This is a genomic window from Vibrio tetraodonis (assembly GCF_003350295.1).
In the GTDB taxonomy this organism is placed as follows: Bacteria; Pseudomonadota; Gammaproteobacteria; order Enterobacterales; family Vibrionaceae; genus Vibrio; species Vibrio tetraodonis.
On sequence record NZ_QLYY01000005.1, the window covers coordinates 318031 to 337933 of the forward strand.

At 42.7% G+C, this 19903-nt stretch carries 16 protein-coding genes; 2 read left to right on the top strand and 14 right to left on the bottom strand.

Features of this window, described 5'->3' with window-relative positions:
* Nucleotides 1-13 precede the first annotated feature (13 nt).
* Nucleotides 14-1717, top strand: coding sequence for a protein adenylyltransferase SelO (locus tag DPF90_RS01675; protein ID WP_114784002.1), 1704 nt, complete (start codon nt 14-16; stop codon nt 1715-1717).
* Nucleotides 1718-1789: 72 nt separating this feature from the next.
* Here DPF90_RS01675 and DPF90_RS01680 read toward each other — a convergent pair whose 3' ends face one another.
* The 12 genes from DPF90_RS01680 to DPF90_RS01730 form a co-directional block, all read right to left on the bottom strand.
* Nucleotides 1790-3130: a TldD/PmbA family protein gene (locus DPF90_RS01680; protein WP_114784003.1), complete on the bottom strand. Its 1341-nt coding sequence runs from the start codon at nt 3128-3130 to the stop codon at nt 1790-1792.
* The gene (locus DPF90_RS01685) at nt 3130-4515 is read right to left on the bottom strand and encodes a TldD/PmbA family protein (RefSeq protein WP_114784005.1); all 1386 of its coding nucleotides are present in this window, start codon (nt 4513-4515) and stop codon (nt 3130-3132) included. The genes DPF90_RS01680 and DPF90_RS01685 overlap by 1 nt, the downstream gene beginning before the upstream one ends.
* Nucleotides 4516-4611: 96 nt before the next feature.
* Entirely contained in the window at nt 4612-5070 is a 459-nt protein-coding gene (locus DPF90_RS20575) for a BCCT family transporter (RefSeq protein WP_275895321.1), read from the bottom strand.
* Nucleotides 5015-6148, bottom strand: a complete 1134-nt coding sequence (locus DPF90_RS01690; RefSeq protein ID WP_275895322.1) for a BCCT family transporter — start codon at nt 6146-6148, stop codon at nt 5015-5017. The genes DPF90_RS20575 and DPF90_RS01690 overlap by 56 nt, the downstream gene beginning before the upstream one ends.
* The gene (locus DPF90_RS01695) at nt 6135-7037 is read right to left on the bottom strand and encodes a homocysteine S-methyltransferase family protein (protein WP_114784007.1); all 903 of its coding nucleotides are present in this window, start codon (nt 7035-7037) and stop codon (nt 6135-6137) included. Before DPF90_RS01695 ends, DPF90_RS01690 begins: the two co-directional genes overlap by 14 nt.
* Before the next feature lie 112 nt (nt 7038-7149).
* Entirely contained in the window at nt 7150-8868 is a 1719-nt protein-coding gene (locus tag DPF90_RS01700; RefSeq protein ID WP_114784009.1) for an LVIVD repeat-containing protein, read from the bottom strand.
* Nucleotides 8869-8972: 104 nt separating this feature from the next.
* Nucleotides 8973-9863, bottom strand: coding sequence for a hypothetical protein (locus tag DPF90_RS01705; protein WP_114784011.1), 891 nt, complete (start codon nt 9861-9863; stop codon nt 8973-8975).
* Between the two features lie 56 nt (nt 9864-9919).
* Complete coding sequence (locus DPF90_RS01710) at nt 9920-10129, bottom strand: helix-turn-helix domain-containing protein (protein ID WP_114784013.1); 210 nt, start codon at nt 10127-10129, stop codon at nt 9920-9922.
* A 9-nt stretch (nt 10130-10138) separates the two neighbouring features.
* Nucleotides 10139-10687 carry a DUF2975 domain-containing protein gene (locus DPF90_RS01715; RefSeq protein ID WP_114784015.1) on the bottom strand — a complete coding sequence of 183 codons (549 nt, stop codon included), beginning with the start codon at nt 10685-10687 and terminating at the stop codon, nt 10139-10141.
* A gap of 284 nt (nt 10688-10971) precedes the next feature.
* Entirely contained in the window at nt 10972-12153 is a 1182-nt protein-coding gene (locus tag DPF90_RS01720; RefSeq protein ID WP_114784017.1) for an aminotransferase class V-fold PLP-dependent enzyme, read from the bottom strand.
* 17 nt (nt 12154-12170) lie between these two features.
* Nucleotides 12171-13016 (bottom strand): tryptophan 2,3-dioxygenase, encoded by an 846-nt coding sequence (kynA, locus tag DPF90_RS01725; protein WP_114784019.1) that lies wholly within the window; start codon nt 13014-13016, stop codon nt 12171-12173.
* A 175-nt stretch (nt 13017-13191) separates the two neighbouring features.
* On the bottom strand, nt 13192-15111 hold the full coding sequence (locus tag DPF90_RS01730) for a leukocidin family pore-forming toxin (protein ID WP_114784021.1): 1920 nt from the start codon (nt 15109-15111) through the stop codon (nt 13192-13194).
* Between the two features lie 656 nt (nt 15112-15767).
* Here DPF90_RS01730 and DPF90_RS01735 point away from each other — a divergent pair.
* Nucleotides 15768-16595: a 5'-nucleotidase, lipoprotein e(P4) family gene (locus tag DPF90_RS01735; RefSeq protein ID WP_240314437.1), complete on the top strand. Its 828-nt coding sequence runs from the start codon at nt 15768-15770 to the stop codon at nt 16593-16595.
* 72 nt (nt 16596-16667) lie between these two features.
* Here the strand turns inward: DPF90_RS01735 and DPF90_RS01740 are convergent, their stop codons facing one another.
* On the bottom strand, nt 16668-18215 hold the full coding sequence (locus DPF90_RS01740; protein ID WP_114784025.1) for a M20/M25/M40 family metallo-hydrolase: 1548 nt from the start codon (nt 18213-18215) through the stop codon (nt 16668-16670).
* Nucleotides 18216-18316: 101 nt separating this feature from the next.
* Nucleotides 18317-19867 (bottom strand): M28 family metallopeptidase, encoded by a 1551-nt coding sequence (locus DPF90_RS01745; protein WP_114784027.1) that lies wholly within the window; start codon nt 19865-19867, stop codon nt 18317-18319.
* Nucleotides 19868-19903: the final 36 nt, after the last annotated feature.

Consider the following 19903-nt stretch of genomic DNA (forward strand, 5'->3'; position numbering starts at 1 on the left):
GAGTATTAAGGCAATGAGTAAGCCAAAAGACGACCAGATCTTGAACAAAGTGACTGACATTCAAAGCCTTGCTGCGGCATCAAACTACTCTTTGCTCAACACTCTGAATCCCGATCCCTATGCAACAAGCAGTGGTGAGGACCATCTGCCAAGACAGGTGCTCTCTGGGCACTATGTGCCAGTTAAACCTTCTCCAATTGCTGATCCCGTTTACATCAGTCACAGTGAGACGTTTTTTAAAGAACTAGGCCTCAGTGACAAACTAGCAAAGTCAGAAGAGTTCAAACACCTTTTTTCTGGTGACATGAGTCATGTGCCTGAAGAGATGAAAAATACAGGCTGGGCAACGGGTTATGCACTCTCGATCTTCGGTACCGAATACATACAACAGTGCCCATTTGGAACCGGTAATGGTTACGGTGACGGGCGAGCCATTTCAGTATTTGAAGGCGTATTAAACAACAAGCGCTGGGAAATGCAACTGAAAGGCGGTGGTCCAACGCCTTATTGTCGAGGAGCGGATGGTAGAGCAGTGCTTCGCTCAAGTGTGCGGGAATATCTTGCTCAAGAATACATGCATGCTTTAGGGATACCCTCATCTCGATCCTTATGCCTTTTTGTATCTCGAACCGACACTGTCGACCGACCATGGTATAGTGAAGGTACTCGCTCAGAGAATCCCGACATCATGGTGTCTAACCCCGTCGCGATTACCACGCGAGTCGCGCCTTCTTTCTTACGAGTTGGGCAGCTTGAACTTTTTAGTCGTCGTGCTCGCAGCCTTACTGATGCTGAGGCCATGAAAGAACTCGAGATGATAGTGCTGCATATCATAAAGCGAGAATATCAAGATGAGATTGAACAATCACTGCCACTCACACAGAAAGTCGTTATTCTTGCCCATAAATTTCGAGAGAGATTAACCTCTCTTGTCACAAATTGGATTCGTGTCGGCTACTGCCAAGGTAACTTCAACAGTGACAACTGCGCTGCAGGAGGTTTCACTCTAGATTACGGACCATTCGGTTTTTGTGAATATTTTGAACCTTATTTCCAACCATGGACAGGCGGTGGAAACCATTTCGCTTTTCTAAATCAACCCTTGGCTGCAGAAAAAAACTTTGAAACCTTCTGCGCCGCACTCAAGCCACTGTTGCACTCTTCATCAGAGCAACAAGAGCAATTGGACGATATTTGTGAAGGCTTCTCCCCCATGATGCAGAGTAAAGTCAGTCAGATGTGGGCCGACAAACTTGGCTGGGAAACATTCGACAATGCTCTTTTCAATCAACTTATTACTCTGATGATGAAAACCCATGTCGACTTTACCATCTTATTCCGCGAGCTTTGTCATATTCCAGATGACGTCTCAGGTATTGAGCCAAGCTTCTACTCCAAGCCAAGTGAAGAAGTCATCAATGAATGGCAGCAATGGTTATCTTCATGGCGAGATAAGGTTCTTTCCACTTCAAGTTCTGAATCTGCGTCGGATCAGATGAAAAAAGTGAATCCCAAGTATACATGGCGAGAATGGCTGGTTGTGCCTGCCTATCAGCAAGCAGAGCGAGGGGATTACTCACTTATTCATGAGTTAGAAGAAGTACTCCAAGATCCTTATGGTGAGCAATCATCACAGGTAGAGGAAAAATACTATCGTTTAAGACCGCTAGAGTTTTTTGCCTCTGGCGGCGTTTCCCACTACAGTTGCTCATCTTAAGACTTTGTATAGCTTTCCAGTTTATAGGCGAACAAAAGAGGACTCTGCGAGTCCTCTCTTGGACTTTTGGGTTTATTTACCGCCGATACTTAATCGAGCAAATCGAATGTCTGGTGCAAAGAAGGTATGACTATCATTGTTCATTTGTGTATCCCCTACAGCATCGACTTCAGCTAACATCTTGTAGAAGTTACCAGCCACGGTTATTCCGCGCACCGGTTGAATACGCTGCCCATCACGACACAAAAACCCACTAGCGCCAAACGAAAAATCACCACTGACAACATCAGCGCCAGAATGAACACCTTGCAGCTCTACAAGTTCAAGATATTCACCAGACTGGACTTCAGCAAGACTACTAAGACCAAGTGCAATCACTTTGTGGTTTGCCGAAACATCCAAACTGGATTTAGCCCCTCGCGCAGCGTTTGCTGTCGATTGAACTCCTAGATAGCTTGCACTATGGCTATTATGCAGTAAGGTTTTCAGCTCACCGTTTGCAATCAAGATGTTGTCTTGGGTTGCAAAACCTTCGCTATCAAAGCCCGAAATCGCCATACCGCTCGGCATATAAGCCACATCTGACAGAGAAATCAGTTCGCTGGCAACCTTATGTCCAACTTTGTCGGAGAGCGGCGTCACTCCTTTCATTGCACTCACACCAGAAAAAGCATTACCGAAAGCACCAAATAAACTGCTAAGGGCATTAATAGCGAACACAACAGAATAATTTCCGGTCGCTACTGGAGTCCCATCCAGTAGCTCTTGGGCTAGACGATAGCCTTCGTCAACACATAATTTCGAATTTAAATCAGTGAAGCGTCGACCGACCGACATTTTACCCGCCATGGCTTGTTTACCATTTTGCTCAAGTAAGGCATAGGCATAACAGCTAAACGAGCGTTCAAAGTGCTGACACAAGCTACCTTTCGTATTCGCTACAATAAGCTGGACTTCACCATCGCTATAGCCATTGTAAGGTGAACTGACGCCTTCCGACTTATCGATAAGGTTTTGCTCTAACCCAAGGGCTAGTTCAATTTTTTCATCGACTGATGTTGTGTCTTGCTGGGCCAGCTCGGCTACGTCAGTTTCAATCTGGCTATCGGTACAAGCGATGGTTTGATGCTCATCTTGCTTGGCAAATCGTGCGCTTTCTAACGCATTAGCCAACATCGAATCTAAACTAGATGGCTCCAATGATTCGGAATAACTGGTCGCTACGCGTGCTTGTTTGATAACGCGCACACCCATAACTTGGCTAGAGCTTACCTTATACTCATCAAGTTGGCCTTGGTTTGCTTTTAGAGAAAAACTGCTGTTACGACTGACAATCACATCCGCTTCAGCGCCATGTTGTTTGGCTTGAGATAACACGTAATCCACGGATTCTAAAAGTTGTTCTTGGCTCATCAGTTGCCACCTCCAACCAAAATATTGTCTACTTTAAGCGAAGGCTGGCCAACTGTGGTAGGAACAGAGCCACTGACCGAACCGCACATGCCCGGTGCCAAAGCCATATCTTGGCCAACCATACTGATTTCTTTGAGTACTTTCGGTCCCGTACTGATTAGGGTCGCCGTTTTGAGGGGCTTGGTCACTTTGCCATTTTCAATCAAGTAAGCTTCTCTCACCGCAAAATTGAACTCTCCCGTTCCAGGTTGAACTGAGCCTCCTCCCATTTTTTTGGCGTATATACCTCGCTCTATACCAGCAAACATATCATCAAGAGAATGACTGCCCGCTTCGATAAAGGTATTTCTCATCCGCGAAGCTGGGGCAAACTTGTAGTTTTGACGACGACCAGAACCCGTTGGTTGATAACCTGTTTTTAGACTGCCCATTTTATCAACCATAAAGCTGGTTAGTCGACCATCTTTAATTAGCTGAGTACGCTGCGTCGGCATGCCTTCGTCATCAATATGGATTGATCCCCATTCGTTGGTCATAGTGCCATCGTCTACCGCGCTTACCGCAGAGTGTGCAATCATCTCACCCATTTTGTCATGAAATACAGAAGCTTTCTTAGCAACGGCTGTGGTTTCAAGCAAGTGGCCACAGGCCTCATGGAAAATCACACCGCCGAAACCATTACCGATCACAACTGGCATTTCACCTGATGGGCACGCGTCTGCACCTAATTTCACCAAAGCTTGCTGAGCAATAGTTTGCCCAAGCTCTTTCGCATCCAAATGCTGACTAAATTCCCAACCTGAGAGAGCACCGGGGCCTTCAGAGCCAGATGTTTGCTCACCGCCTTTTTGTGCAACAGTATTACCTGCGACGCGAATATAATGACGAGTATCATCCACTTGTAAGCCATCGGAATTGAAGATAGCGATTTTCTGCTCACGTTGAAGGACGCTACCGATAAACTGGCTAATACATTCACTTTCTTCACGCGCTGCTCGATCTGCATCCAGCAAAAAGGCAATTTTTGCATCGAGATTCGCGTCTTGACTAAGAGGCATTGTGCAGCTGTGTTGAACTGAGTAAGGGTTTAAATTCAACTCTCCTACTGAGGCCATTTGCTCACGTTTATCTTTGGCTGCAAGCAAAGACGTAACGCGCTTTAATTCAGTTTCATCCGTACTGTTGGTGTAGCCATATAGGACTTTTTGGCCATAAAAAAGCCGGATACCGATACCAAAATCGATACCCGAATTAACTTTATCTACCTCACTTGAAGCAACTTGAACCGTATTCGTCTGATGATGTTCAACGAATAGCTCGGCAAAATCAGCACCTAAGAATAGGGCATGATCAATGACGGCTTTGGCTGTGACAGGGTTAAGCATGAAATCTCCTAGGCGACTGCACTGATACATTTCATCTTAACAAGAACCGCCCGTCACTGCCTCTACTCTTGGTCTGCTTTTTGATATTTTTTACCGCTAGGCGATCAACTTTTTAGATACTAATGGCTGCGTGAGAGGCTCCCGTAGCTCGCTTTTACCCTTAAGTTCCATCATGATTTGTTTTATCAAAATGCCATAAATAAACATCATAGGAAGCCCAGCCACCACACAAAGCGATTTTATGGTATTGATGCCTCCCCCGGTTAGAAACACGCTAAAGCTAATCAATGCAATGGCTGCTGCCCAAAGAAGCTTAACCTTAATATCAGGGTCTCCATTTAACGACAACTGGTTAGTCGTCAGCATAGAGGTAGCAACACTCGCACTCGACATCGTCGTCAGCATTAAAAAGAATTGGATAATCAAAAACAGAGCAAGAACCAAGTTCTTAGCTGGTAGTGTTTGAATTAAAGATACTACAGCAAAAGTGAGTCCACCTTCACCCATCCAGTCTTGGATTGGATACCCCCCCCAATAACTGAGCCCAAACCGCATAACCACCAAAAATAGAGATAAAGAACGCACAGCCCAAAGAGCCCATGGAAATGGAATAAAGAATAACTTCGCGTATCGTACGACCTCGGGATATACGGGTAATGAATAAACCCATCATGATCAGATAAGCGTAATACCAGAACCAATAATACTGGGTCCAAGCTTGCGGAAAACCACTTTGCTGCACCGGATCTGTCCAAAGTGACATGCGGAAAAAACTATCAAGCATGACCCCAAGAGAGTCGGTGAAGTTATTCAAAATAAATTGTACATTGGACGAGAACAGAACAAATAGAGCGAAAATAATCGCCGATATCACCGTATAGTCAGATACCTTATTGATTCCTCTATTAAATCCCACCAAGGTGACAGCAAAAAGAACCAGTACAAACAGCAATATTATACTGCCCTGTAAAACAAGGTTATTCTCGACGCCTAATAACTGAGCAGCGCCCGCGCTAAGCAGAGTAACCGTCAATGCCAATGAGCTGGCGAAAGCCGATAAGGTGCCAAAAATCGCCAGCAAATCTATACACTTAGCAATTAATTTATTGCGACCTAGTACTGGTTCACACAGGGTAGAAAGCTTCAAAGTTCGTTGCTTTTTGACGTAAAAGGCGTAAGCAAACGGAATCGCAGGGAAACAATAAATCGCCCAGCCAGTGATCCCCCAATGAAAAATAGAATAGGTAACAGACCAGGCTGCAGCGCTGTAACTATTGGCTTCTGCAAAAAGAGGAGGCGATTGTAGATAATACATGGGTTCGCCAATTCCCCAATAAATTAAAGAGGCCCCCACACCTGCGGTAAAGATCATTCCTCCATAAGAGAAATTAGAGTATTCAGGCTTATCATCACCCAACCGAATATTTCCGTATTTTGAGAACGCCAACCACAGCAAAAAACCAACCAACGCAAGGCTGCTCAGTTGTACCAACCAGCCAAACCAATCAGTAACAAAAGTCATCGCATTACCCGCTAAGCCTTGAGCTTGCTCTGGGTAAAGCGATGAAACCAGCAATATAAATAAAACCGTTACAATCGCAGGGATAGCCAGTCCTAAGTTAAGATTTTTCAAGGCTATCTCTCCAGTTTGCTAATGCTTGGATGTGGCTTGGCTCGATACCACAACACCCCCCAATGACACTTGCGCCCAGTTGATACCATTTTTGCGCATATTCAAGGTATTCCGAAGGTGAGAAGTGTCTCATCTCTTGTAAAGATTCGTTGGCTTGATGATCAGATTTAATCGGCGCAAAGCTGTTGGCATACACGCCAATAATAAGCCCTTTAGCGGTTTGCTTTGTTACTTGATTCACTTCTTGGATCGCATGTTCGATCACTTCAGGTATTGAGCAGTTAAAGAAGATACCTGCTACGTTTTTATCCAGCAGCTCAGAAACTGCGTCAGAAACTGGCTCTCCAGAACGAAGGCATGGTGACTGGGTAGTCTCATCTTGCAGGGTAAAAGAGATGTATACGGGCTTATCAGTGTTAGATAATACTTGCGTAATTAACCTCATTTCGCCAAGGCTTGCAACCGTTTCTGCCAACCAAACATCCACATATTGCTGCTGAGCATCGACTAGATGGGTTGTGATTTCCTGTGCTCTTTGCGCATCGAATAAGTCTGGACGATAAGACCCAAAAGCTGGAGGGATCGCTCCAGCAACTAGCACTTCTTTATCTGACTCTTGTTTCACTTCTAGGGCAAGCTGGGCGGCTTGCTGAGCCAACGCATATCCTTTTTCCGCATAAATAGCTTCACCTAAATGGAAAGGTACACAAGCATAGCTGTTGACGGTTATGATTTGTGCGCCTGCATCAATAAAACCGTGATGAGCTTGTTTGACATGCTTTGGTGATTCGATGAGTGCTTGCGCACTCCACAAGGGCTGAGAAAAGGGCGCGCCAATGCGTTTTAACTCGCGCCCCATTCCGCCGTCTAATATTGTAAGCTTAACCATTTAGACATCCATACGTCTTAACATCCAAGTAATCATTAAACCACAACAGTACGCAAGTTAAAGTTAGTTTTCTTCATACTCAACATGAATAATTTTCATGTTGAGTATGCCGTTATTCTCCTTTAATAGGCCATGGTTTCTTCGGTGCTTGGAAACTAGGCTCTCCTAGCACTGGGCTCGACAAGACATAGAAGCCATGGTTTGTGAAGAGCCAAAATAGGTTTCGGTCGTACTCAACATAGACAGAATGAGATAAATTGCCCATGGCATAGTCAACCACTTTGTCTGGTGCAAAAGGTGGAACAAAATAAGCTACGACAGACGCTTCATTTGGCTTGGAAACATCAAACACTTGTAGACCAGCATTGTAGAAGTTGTAGGGCAGCAAACCAGATTGGGCCGTGCCTGGCTGATGGTAGGCTCCTGTTCGTTTGGGGCCAAAGCTGCCTCGACGCTGACAATAGTCTTTAAAATCTGCCTCTTTTGGCGGCATAGGACGAGGGAGGACTCCTTTTACCGCCGGACTACTGGGCTCTGATACATCGATGATATAAACGTCCTTATAGGGTTCATAACAGTCTTCATTAAGTGGATAGCCGCTGTAGTATACTAGACCCGTCTCTTGGACTTGAGACACATCAATAAAATCCCCTTCTGTGCCTGCTACGCTCGGTGGAAAGTTCACATGTCCTACGACCTTCATCTGACTAGGATCACGGATATCGACCACATAAAAACCTAATCCACCCATAGCTGCATAGGCATAGTCCGCATCTTTATCACTCAAAAATAAGGACATACGAGCGCCCATCCACGACGTGCGATTACCTGCCCTCGGATTATCTTGATACACTTTTTCATGCTCATCATCACCGGCAATTTGGCCCGGAACCGACAGCATATCAAGCAAACGAGGGTTGCGAGGGTCTGACATATCCCACGCCTGATACCCCGCGCTATAAAGATCGTTGGCATATTCAGTTAGGGCATATCGTTTATCTGGGGCAGCAGCAAGATACATAACGCCGTCACCATAATACACTGGGATATCGCGTACACCAGAGCCTTGCTGTTGACCAACGGGCGCATCTGGGTGAAGAATATCTGTGGTGCGCTCAGCAAGCAAAGTCCAGTCTTCCGGCATGGGCCCTCTCATGCTGTAAACTTTAAAGCCTTTTAAATGCTGACTTTGCCGAATGGCTTTAACTTGTTCTGGACTACGATACTTATCCTTAAGCAAGCCAAAGCGCCTAACCTCATAAGCTTGCACCATCACATAACTTTGCTCAGACTCACTCCATTGAATCGAGGCTGCGCCCATCATTTCTCCGTCTTTGAAAGGTGACTGCAGCTCTCCAGGGCCAGATTTCCCCCAAGTATGACCTTTGGTTAGTAGCAAACGCACATCTTTAGGGTTAGTCACATCAAAGATTTTTAGGTCACCTCTGACATACTGATATAAGTAGCGCTTGCCATCAAAATCCACCATATTTTGCCAAGTATGAAAAGGCTCAACCGTTATCGGATAATAGGCTTCAACCGTCATATTATGCTGATAGCTTTGTGTATCCCAATAGTCCAACTGGCCTTCAAATGGCTGGGCCCGATGCGAGCTTGGCGCTTCCTTTGGGTGATAAAAACGCCCATCCGGACCAAACCCATAATCAGATGGACTGGGAGCTTTAGGCTCCTTATTGGGAGATAAAGCCACTTGCCTCTTTACCATCTCATCATCAATCACATATGGCGTGTCAGCGCTCGCTGCACACACCATATTACTGGCAATTAATGAAACCAAAACAAGTGAACGTATCGGAATCGAATCAAACATAAACAGCCTTATTATCAATCAAGTAGACGAAAACAAGACTATATCCTAGCCAGAATTCAGAAAACTGAACCTTGTTTGCTTTATCTCAATAGGATATCAGGAGTTTAGTCAGTAGCATTGGTGAGAGAGACTTCCCTACTTTTCCTTGATTGAAAATACGCAGCAGCAACACTAACCGCCACGCCAATAAACACCCATTCTAGGGTAAATTGGCTGATACTTAGCAAACGGTCCATCAAATCATCGATCGTTGAAATCCACATATACAATACAAACTTTGCGCCGCTTTGAGTCAGTATTAATAGTGCAGCGATGGTTTTGAGCACAAGAATTTTTAGATTTCTAGTACCATTTTGACCAATCAAATAACACACAAAATAGGCGGCAATCATAGGTTCAATAAAGGTCACTGATGCAATAATGTCGACTATCCTAGGATATGGGAAAGACAGCACCCCCGAATCGGATGGCGGAGTAAGATACTGAGCAAGTGGGTCCACCATTTCTTGTAAAAATGGGGTTAGCCAGAGGTGTACCCAAACGCTATAAAAAGTGACCACTATTGCTATGATAAATATATTGTAACGCCTCGTTAAGTAGCGATAGAGACAAATAACACCAAGCGTTGTCGCACAGGTGACTAAAAGCTCGGGAAGATAACTTAAAGCCCAGACAAATAAATACTTCTGGTCCACGGTATAGCCAGCAGTAAGTGGTAAACGGATAAAAAGCTCTTGGATTGCAGCCATAGTGACAAAAGCGATGCCAAATAGTTGAGCAAAGCTGATTGATGACTTCCAACGCACCAATTGCAAACTCAGCCATAACACCCCTAAGCTTTGAATGACAAACATAGCGGTCTCTATCCATTGAGTCGGTTTCCATTGCGGGTATAACACCCCCATATGCATCATTTGTATATGGATATTCACAGCAATTATACCCATGACAAACAAATACAGCCCAAGCCATAGTCTTGATGGTTTAGTGGACATAGATTTCTCCTCAGTCACTGGCGATGAATAGCAGCGCCTAGTTCACATTATCTTGATTAAGCGCTTGGCTGATATTCTAAAATATCACCAGGTTGGCATTCTAAGACCTGACAGATTTTTTCTAATGTACTGAAGCGAATGGCTTTAGCCTTACCATTTTTTAAGATTGATAGGTTTTGCTCACTGACACCTACTCGCTCAGATAACTCCTTTAAGCGCATCTTGCGTTTGGCCATCATCACATCCAGATTGATTATAATATCCACCGCAAACTCCTAAATTGTGTGTTTTTGCTCATCGGCAATTTGCTGGGCTTGGTGCATAACATGTGAGATAACCAATACAATACAACCGCAGAATATGACCATCACATCCAAACCTGAAAAACTTAGCGACAAAACACGCTCACCTGGCGGATTATTAAAGCTTAACGCCACTGAAATAAGCCCTGAGTATATGAAACCACCAATCGCCCAGTAAAAGAATACCAAACCAAGCTGCCGATAATACTTAACCGTCTGAAGAGTAAATATTTCAGCATTTTCATAACTTCTAAATAACCTCTTTAATAAAACAAGGGCATAAAACAAAATCCCACAAGGCAAGCCGCTAGCCAACAAGGCCAAGAGGCGAGTTTGTAGCGTTAAAGGCTGATGAATATAAGCGTCAATATCATAAGATAGCTGGATGATGCCAGTCTCGTTTAAAACATCACTCGAAGTTTGCACCGTGAGCCAAAAGTAAATCGTTGCTATGGGTAATAACACCAACAAGATGTTAAGAATTAGTCCTATTCTTCGGCTGTACATTTGAATCTGTTGCATAAAAGTCTCCTATTAATTGATGGAGGCATCTTAGCATCAAAAGCCAAAGAAACAACAAATATTTATCGAAAAGCATTAAATTTTTAATATTTAATGCGTGTGAGTGTTCATGGTTTAGGTAAGATGATAAACAGTCTTTCGTGAACTAGAGAGCAACAGAGCCTTGACTGTAAGGATATTGATCAAAAAAATGGTGAAATACTACAAATCAACTCTTTAGGATACTAGGACACTTACGGTATTGAGTGTCCTATACATTTCCGTTTGTATGCTTTTAGGGACCGTTAAGAAAACTGCTTAGCTACCGTCTCTATCTCATTAAGCGCATTATCGATTTGCTCATTGGATACATAGGGCGCTGGGCCGAGTCTGAGCTTGTTTCCTCTGCTATCACAATGGATACCTCTATCCTTAAGTAGATTCACCCAATCACAGGCATATGGTGAGGTCAAAGATAAAAAGCCTGCGTTATCTTCAATGTTGTGCTGCGGAAGAGCTAAGACTGTGCTGTCTAGGTTTAAACTCTCAATGCCTTGCCAAAGCCTTTTTATTTGCTGCTTGTTAAGATCAGCAAGTCGCCTTATCGATAAGTCCTGCTGGTCAAAAAATTCAAACACAGCAGCAGCGCGGTAATGGCTAGTAGGATCATAAGTTGAGCCAGCAAATGCAGCTTGCCCTTGTCCATAGCTCACTTGACCAGGGGCTTGACTGAGCGTATCAAACTCAGCAAACCAGCCTGTGATAATGGGGGAGCCATGGTAGTCAGGAGGAATACGCATAAAACAATTGCCCTCGCCTGCTTGGCAATATTTATACCCACCACCAATAACAAAAGCACCTTGTAACTGCCACTTGGCAAGATCAAACTCAAGCACGTTAATCGCATGATAGGCATCAACAACACATGGAATGTTGAGTGATTTTGCAGCCTGTGCAACTTCACCGACTTGCTCAAATATTTGGCTGGTTGCGAAGAAGACCGCTGACAACATGACTGCGTCAGTCGATCGATCCAATTTTGCGATAATCCGATTGGATAAGGTCTCAAGTGGTAGAGTTGGGACGATCTCGATATTAATGCCCAGTGTTTTTAGTCTATTTAACTGACGGCGCATTGAATGAAACTCGCCATCCGTCGTGACTATTTTTATCTGTGTGCTTTTCTTAACTTTGAAGCAATTGAGATCCGATAAAAACCTCAAGATAAGCTCGTGTGTTGATTCTCCAAGTGCCATTTGTCCACTAGGATCACACATAGCACGGCGATAGAAATTCCTGACTTTTTCTGCTTTTTCAAACACAAGCTCCCACTTGTCATCAATGTGCTTGGCAGCATCATTAAAACAATCTACCACGCCCTGTTTGGCCACATCAGGCCATGCTTGATGAGAGTGCCCAGATAATAAAATGCGCTCACTCACATCAAAGCCCTGATAATGCGTTTGCAGGTCTTTGGTCATATCCATATTTAATCTCACCTCGTCTAAAGTTGTGTACGTACTTCAAACAGCTCTGGAAAAAAGCTTATATCAAGCGCTTTTTTTAAAAATGCCACACCCGATGAACCACCAGTCCCTTTTTTGTGGCCTATGATACGCTGCACTGTATACATATGTTTAAACCGCCATTGCTGGAAACTATCCTCAATATCCACCAGTTTTTCTGCTAACTCATACAACTCAAAATATCGGTCAGCACCTCGATAAACCCTAACCCACGCGTTGAGCACCGACGTATTTCTCTGATAAGGTAAACTCACATCCCTCGACAAGTGGTTTTGATCTAACTCTAACCCTTGGTCATTAAGCAGAGATAGTGTTACGTCATATAAACTGGGCGCTTCTAATGCTTCTTTAAGCTCGTGATAAACTTTAGCATCGCTTTCATGAACTTTAAGAAATGCTTGATTTTTATTGCCAAGCAAAAATTCAAGCTTTCGATAACCATAAGATTGAAAACCTGAAGAATGACCCAAAGCATTTCGAAATTTTAAGTAATCGACAGGGGTTAATGTCGAAAGAATGGTCCAAGAGTGAGTAAGTTGATTGAAAATCTGTTTGACACGAGCAATCACTTTAAATGCATGCCCAAAATCTCCTTGTTTAAGATTTTCTATTGCTTCACACAACTCGTGGCCAGCAAGCTTTAGCCATAACTCACTGGATTGATGAATAACGATAAACAACATTTCATCATGTTGTGCAGATAAAGGGGTTTGAGCGGAAAGAATTTTATCCAATTTAAGGTAATCACCATAAGACATATCATCTTTAAAATCAGTATGAATGTCTTTTTCCATCTCACGAAAACTGTTATGCGGACAACTCATCAGCAAAATTCCTTCTTATTTTACAAATAAGAGATCATGCGCATATGATAGTGGGGAATTCAAGCTGATAATAGAAATAAAAAAGACACACTTAATGTAAGTGTGTCCTTGAGATAGAAATAAAAAGTATAATGGTCCTAATTACACGCTGTCGACGTCTAAAACACTAAGTAAACTACTGAGCGTCAGCAGTAAAGACATCGGCATAAGTCGTGATTGTGCGAAGGCTAACTTCAGCATTGTCGGTTTCTTGCGAATACAAGCCTAACTGACCCGTTGATTTATCATGACCTAAATTCTGGTTATTAAGGCCATTGACCAAGTGATTGCTGTTATCTTTCCAGCTCCAACGCTGGCTCAGGTTTTGGCTACATGTTTGAAGCTTGTCTAATGACTCGCCATCTAGGCACATGCTCACATCGTTTGCACTCATATACCGCCCTGATTTATCAAAGATGAAAGATTGTGCATCTTTGGTAGAATCGCAAGTTTCAGGCACAATAGTTCCATCCTTGCTAACACCAATACAGCGGTTGTTGAACCCACCCAGTTGCAGGTTAACAGGTCTACCACCGGTAAACACAGGGTGATTCCAATCCACTTCAAACGACACACTCTCATTAACTCGGCGACGGCCATCGTTTTCAAAGCCATGATATGAATGGTTTGTTATAATATGTTTATAGGTCCCATTATAGATAGGACGGATATTCACCGAAGAGTCAATGGTAAATTCAGTTTTACCCGTCACACTTGGGTCCGCCGTATAAATAACTTCCATTTTCGGAACAAAACCTGTGTAGCTGATAGGACTTATCCTGCTAATGTCCAATGGATACACATTGGCCCAGAGAGCGTCTGTCGAACGGTTCATCAGTGACTCAGCAGTATCATATTGCTCACGCGCCCATTTAAATCGAATGTTCTGAGCATCGGTACCTATTCTTTCAACACGGTAATCCTGTGTATCGAAAGAGAAGCGAAGTTGCTGACTATAGCTCGCATTTGCGCCCAAAGTAGCTTTAGGTCCATCAGGTCCAGCACCTGCTTCTAGGCTGCCACCTATCTGGAAAGTAGATACTTCCGTGCTGTTATAATTTTTATTTAAGTTTCTACTTGGGACGGTCCTCAAGATTGACGCTTTATCGTTTGAAGCACTAAAGGCAAATTCATAATCTTGAGCTATAGCATCTGTTGCCCAATCTGTCACATACCCATCATAAGTATTATAGTCGGTACCTGATATACCAAGACCGATAAGCGTACCAATCGTAGCAATGGGGGCAAGTGGTCCAACGCTAGAGGCTCCTATAAGCGCTGTGTTGTTAGCCACGAGATCGATATGGGAAAACTCATGATCAAGATTTTCATTAAGATGAATACCGACGCCTGATGTATCATCATCTAAACTAATACGAACAATTTTTGCATCAGGAGTTGCAGAACCAGACTTACCATAGGGTAGAGAACGCTCCAAAATAACACGGTAAATAAGAGAAATATTGGCGTTATCACAAAAAACTCTTTGACCCTTATTTTCAAAGTTGAGTGACTTATCAAAGGTACATTCTTGGTCAGTAATTGGACGATTTACCCTCAAATAGAATGCTACATGAGGAAGAGTACTTGCATCAGAGTTGACACTTTCACTGCCGTCTCGAAGTTCGGAGATTAGAGGGGTCTCTAGTTCAAACATGTTAGGATCGTTTTCATTGACTAGCGGAGTATAGAGCAACTCTCCTTTATGTGGTGTAATAACCAAAAAATCGCTAGTAAATGATAGTCCAGTTTTATTACTAAGAAGCTTTTTTGCTTCTTCTTTTTGAGATGGGTCTTCAATTGTACTGAAGTCAATTAGATAACGTCGTTCAAACTTTAAAACATTATCTCTGATGGTCATCATCGATGGTGGCTCAACTTCTCCATTCATCCAATAGCTAGCATTAATATAGGCTACTTGGCTACTATTCTGTAAGCCACTTAACATTTGAACAGATACACCTTGGGGCTCATTTATTGTCGCATTTGCTGTATTCCATGCCATACATGAAGCAATAGCAACAGCGATAAGTGTCCTTTTTTTGTTTAATACCATAAAAACCTCTACAAATTTGTCATTTAGGTCCTACCTTTTAATAGATCTCATTCTCTTTCATATAAAACTATATTATTATAATCAGAAATGACTGTAATTGAGCGTTATACTTAACTAGAAATCAAGTGCATAAGCAATTGTTTTATAATCATAATATTGCCCTTTCATCCATGGTTGTCTAGAACGAATTTTAATTAAAAAAAATAGTCTCGACACAAATACAATTATCAATATAATTTGAGAAGTGGAATTATTTTCATTTTAACCATGGATCGCAAAAACAAAAACAAGCCTAAATACATATTGATATTAATAATCATTAAGTGATAGAGTAAAAACTTTAATTTTTATTTTAATTATAATAATAATTGATATTTGAATTATTATTTTTAATTTATAAAAAATAAAATACAGACTAATTTATTAATGTTTATAATTATTTCACCAAATGAAATAATTTATTGTCTATTTTACCTGTGAGACCAAACGCATATCCCATTAACTAAGGAGCAAACTAATTAATGAAAAAGATATGAGTAAATTTTGGATCAATAACGTGCATTATTGGTTAGAAAGCATTTTTGAAGTGACTATCGGAAGGTTTTACGCTATACATCAAAATCCTAAAAGGATTGACTAACGGATTGGAACGAACATTGAATAACAGCAGAAAAAATATGGTAGCTTGGGGCTTAGTGACACTGGCATCTATCCTCCCTAATACGAGCTCTGCCACTGATAACAATCACAATTTACTCGGCTACTCCGCTGCTTGGAAACAGACCGCAGCAGAGTATAGAGCACTCTATTATCAGGGCTTTAATCTTGCCAAAATGCATCTTGACACCGCCCTAGCGGAACATAAAAAGGGAGATAAGCCTCTCGCTATAGTAACAGATCTTGATGATACTTTAGTGCTGCCACTTGAATACTGGGGAAAGTTGATACAAAACAATAAGGATTTCTTTGAAGATCCATTATGGGATGAGTGGATCCCAACAAACGGTATGGTTGCAAGCCCTGGTTCTAATGATTTTCTTGAATACGCAACTCGCAATAATGTAGACATCTTCTACGTCACCTCTCGCGATCAAGGAGAGCCAACATGGAAGTTAGCCAAGCAAAATATCTTAGCTATGGGCTTCCCGCTAAAAGACGATGCTCATCTCACCGTGTTGACAGACACATCCAACAAAGAAACACGCCAAAATGAAATATTGAGGCATTATAACGTGGTTGTCTTTCTTGGTGACAACCTCAATGATTTCAGGCGTAAGTATTACATCAAAGGTGATGTGAAAGGACGCATAGCTAAAATGGAAGAAGATAAAGATCTTTTTGGCAGCAAGTATATCCTTTTTCCTAACCCAACAGATGGCCACTGGCTCGCTGCCATTTTTGGTCAATCTGAGCCAGAAGCAACACCAGAAAATCGAGAAAAACTCATTCAAGCAGCAACGAAATCAGCTTGGTTAGGTAAGTAACCCCTGTATCACAACACCAAACATAAATAGCCGTTCATATTCAATGAACGGCATTATTTTACACTCTAGGCGTTAATTAATAGAGCTCTCTAACTTGAAGCTTGCCACAATACTGACATCGTCAAAATTCCGATAACCACGGACCATAACATTGAAGCTTCCTGCTGGTTTATTGAAAATACACTGCTCGTTACTCCCATTTTGGAATGGACGACAGCTATATTCAGTCTTGGATACTGGCCCCTCATAAGTGACATATAGGTCCGCATCACCACCTTGAGGACCAGAAATGGAAATAGTTACTTCGCCCGCTTCCGTTGTTGTGAAACTGAACAACTGCTCATCAAAATAGCCAGAGGATAACTCCTCAACTGGTACTCCATCCTCCAATTCTTTTATTGGCGAATCAATATCATCAAGACTTGTTTCGACCAAATAAGCAATCGCCAATTTGGCAAATTTTGTTGCATGACTTGCGGTAGGGTCAGAATTTTCTAGCGTGTCATTTGGTGTGTGAAGATTTGGGTTGGTATCATGAAAATAGCTTTGTGCTGGTATTGCTGCTGAGTAACCTACATTGTGCCAAGACGCATGATCAGAACATGCGTACCCACAACGATCGGTATCATAAGTTAATTCACTGACGTAGGTATCCATTAATTCGGTAAGAAATTCGACTAACTTAGCGTCTGTATAATCCGTCATAAAGGTCACATCATGAGCCGAACCCTGATGGTTGGTCATATCAAGCTGCAACACAGAAATCACATTAGCCTGCTCTGCCTTTAACGTTTCAGCAATATCTTGAGAACCTCTCAAGCCCACTTCTTCTGCTGCATACGCATAGAATTTAATTGTTCGGTCTGGCTGAATACCACTAGATAGCATAAGGCGTAGAGCTTCAGTTGTTGTAGCAATGCCCGATGCATCATCATCTGCCCCCGGAGAAATCGTCCCTTCAGTTGTCCATGAACCCACTGTCGAATCAAGATGCCCGCCTATTGCAACAATTTCTTCAGGATATTTAGCACCGAGTAAGGTTACCTCAACCGACTTTTGTGGATAATCACTGTGTGAGATTTGCCTTGCCGAGGCAAAAGGCACCTCTTTTATTTCCTCACTCCAGCGCTGAAAAAGCCAGTCGGAGGCTGCCACTCCTGTGGTTGTAGTATAAAAACGATTAGTGAAGCTAGTAAGCTGTTCAATAGTATTCACTATGTTATTGGGTTCCACTTGACCGATTAGTGATTCGACTTTTTCGTGATGACTTATGACTGGTTTTTCAAACATGCTGATGGAAAGGGGCATTGCTGCTGCTTTTAAAGCGCTTTCCTCGTTATCGTGCACCATATAGCCGCCGCAGCGGTGTTTGTCTTTATGCATATGACTCGACAATGCCGCGAGCTGGCCTTGATCAATTTTTGCGACAACCGCATTAGGGTAGGCTGCAAAACCCTTGTGAGCAAAGCTAGTAAGTATCGTTGCTCCATGTTCCACGATAAGATGTTTAGCATCAGCGTCTGTAGTGATCCAAACTTCTCTCTCTTTTAAATCGGTCGATCCTACTGAAAATGCTGACATATATCCAAGTAAGCCAATAGCGATAAGCGTTTTATTCATACAAAGTTCCATCCTTATTTTAATGTTGCTTAAATACAAAAGAGGGCTCCATGAGGAGCCCTATACTGTTGTAATCTGATTAAATGTGACTAGATGAAAGGTTAGTCTTGAGAGCTTTCAGGGCTGTAACTTGCGACAATATCGACATCTTCAAAGTTTCTATACCCACGAACCATGATGTTGAATTCGCCTGCTGGCTTGTTGAACACACACTGCTCGTTGCTACCATTTTGGAATGGACGACAATCAAATTCAGTCTTCGATACTGAGCCTTCGTAGGTCACATATAGGTCCGCATCACCACCTTGTGGGCCAGAAATCGAAATGGTTACTTCTCCAGCTTCAGTCGTATTGAAGGTAAAGAATTGCTCATCGAAATACCCTGAAGAGAGGCCTTCAACAGGCACGCCATCTTCTAGTTCTTTTACCGGAGATTCAACATCATCAAGGCTCGTTTCAACCAAATAAGCAATGGCTAATTTGGCAAACTTCATTGCATGGCTGCCGGTAGGGTCAGAATTTTCTAACGTATCTTCCGCAGTATGAATATTGGAATTATATTCATGGAACATGGTTTCAAAAGGCATAGCTGCTGGATATCCAGCATTGTGCCAAGAAGCATGGTCAGAACAAGCGTAACCACAACGATCAAACCCGTAAGTGATTTCGCTAGTGTAAGTATCGATGAGCTCTTTCAGAAATGCGGTTAGATTTGAATCTGTGTAATCAGTGATAAAGGTAATATCATGCGCAGATCCGTTATAGTTGGTCATATCAAGTTGCAGCGCTGATACCACATTAGCGCCATCCGCCTTCATGGTTTCAGCAATATCTTGTGACCCACGCAGACCCACCTCTTCAGCAGCGTAGCCATAAAACTTGATCGTACGATCAGGCTGAATACCACTCGCTATCATAAGGCGAAGCGCTTCAGTGACCGTGGCAATTCCCGAAGCATCATCATCGGCTCCCGGAGAAATTGTACCTTCTGTTGTCCATGAACCAACAGTCGAATCTAAGTGACCACCAACTACTACGATTTCCTCAGGATGTTTAGCCCCCAATAATGTCACCTCAACTGATTTTTGAGGGTAGTCGCTGTGAGCTATTTGACGTGCCGATGCAAAAGGAACATCCTTAATTTCCTCACTCCATCGTTCAAGCAACCAATCTGACGCCGCGATACCCGTAGAGGTAGTATAAAAACGGTTGGTAAAGCTCGTCAGATTTTCAATCGTTTCAACCAGATTATTCGGTTCGACCTGAGCAATCAGAGACTCCACAGTATCATTATGGCTAATGACTGGTTTTTCGAAATCGCTCATAGAAAGAGGCATAGATGCCGCTTTTATCGCACTTTCTTTATCAGCGTGCACCATGTAACCACCACATCTATGTTTATCCTTGTGCATGTGGCTTGATACCGCAGCAAGCTGACTCTCTTTAACTTTCGCGATAACCGCATTTGGATACGCTGCAAAGCCTTTATGGGCAAAACTTTTCAATACAGTAGCCCCATGCTGAGTGATCAGCTCCTTCGCATCTGCATCTGTAGTAATCCAAACTTCACCCTCTTTTAATATGCTGTTATCCATTGAGGCAAAAGCAGATGTGCTGCTTATTAAAGCAATAGCTAATAGTGTTTTTTTCATAATGAGACTCAATTCCTTGTGACTTCTTTAGACGAA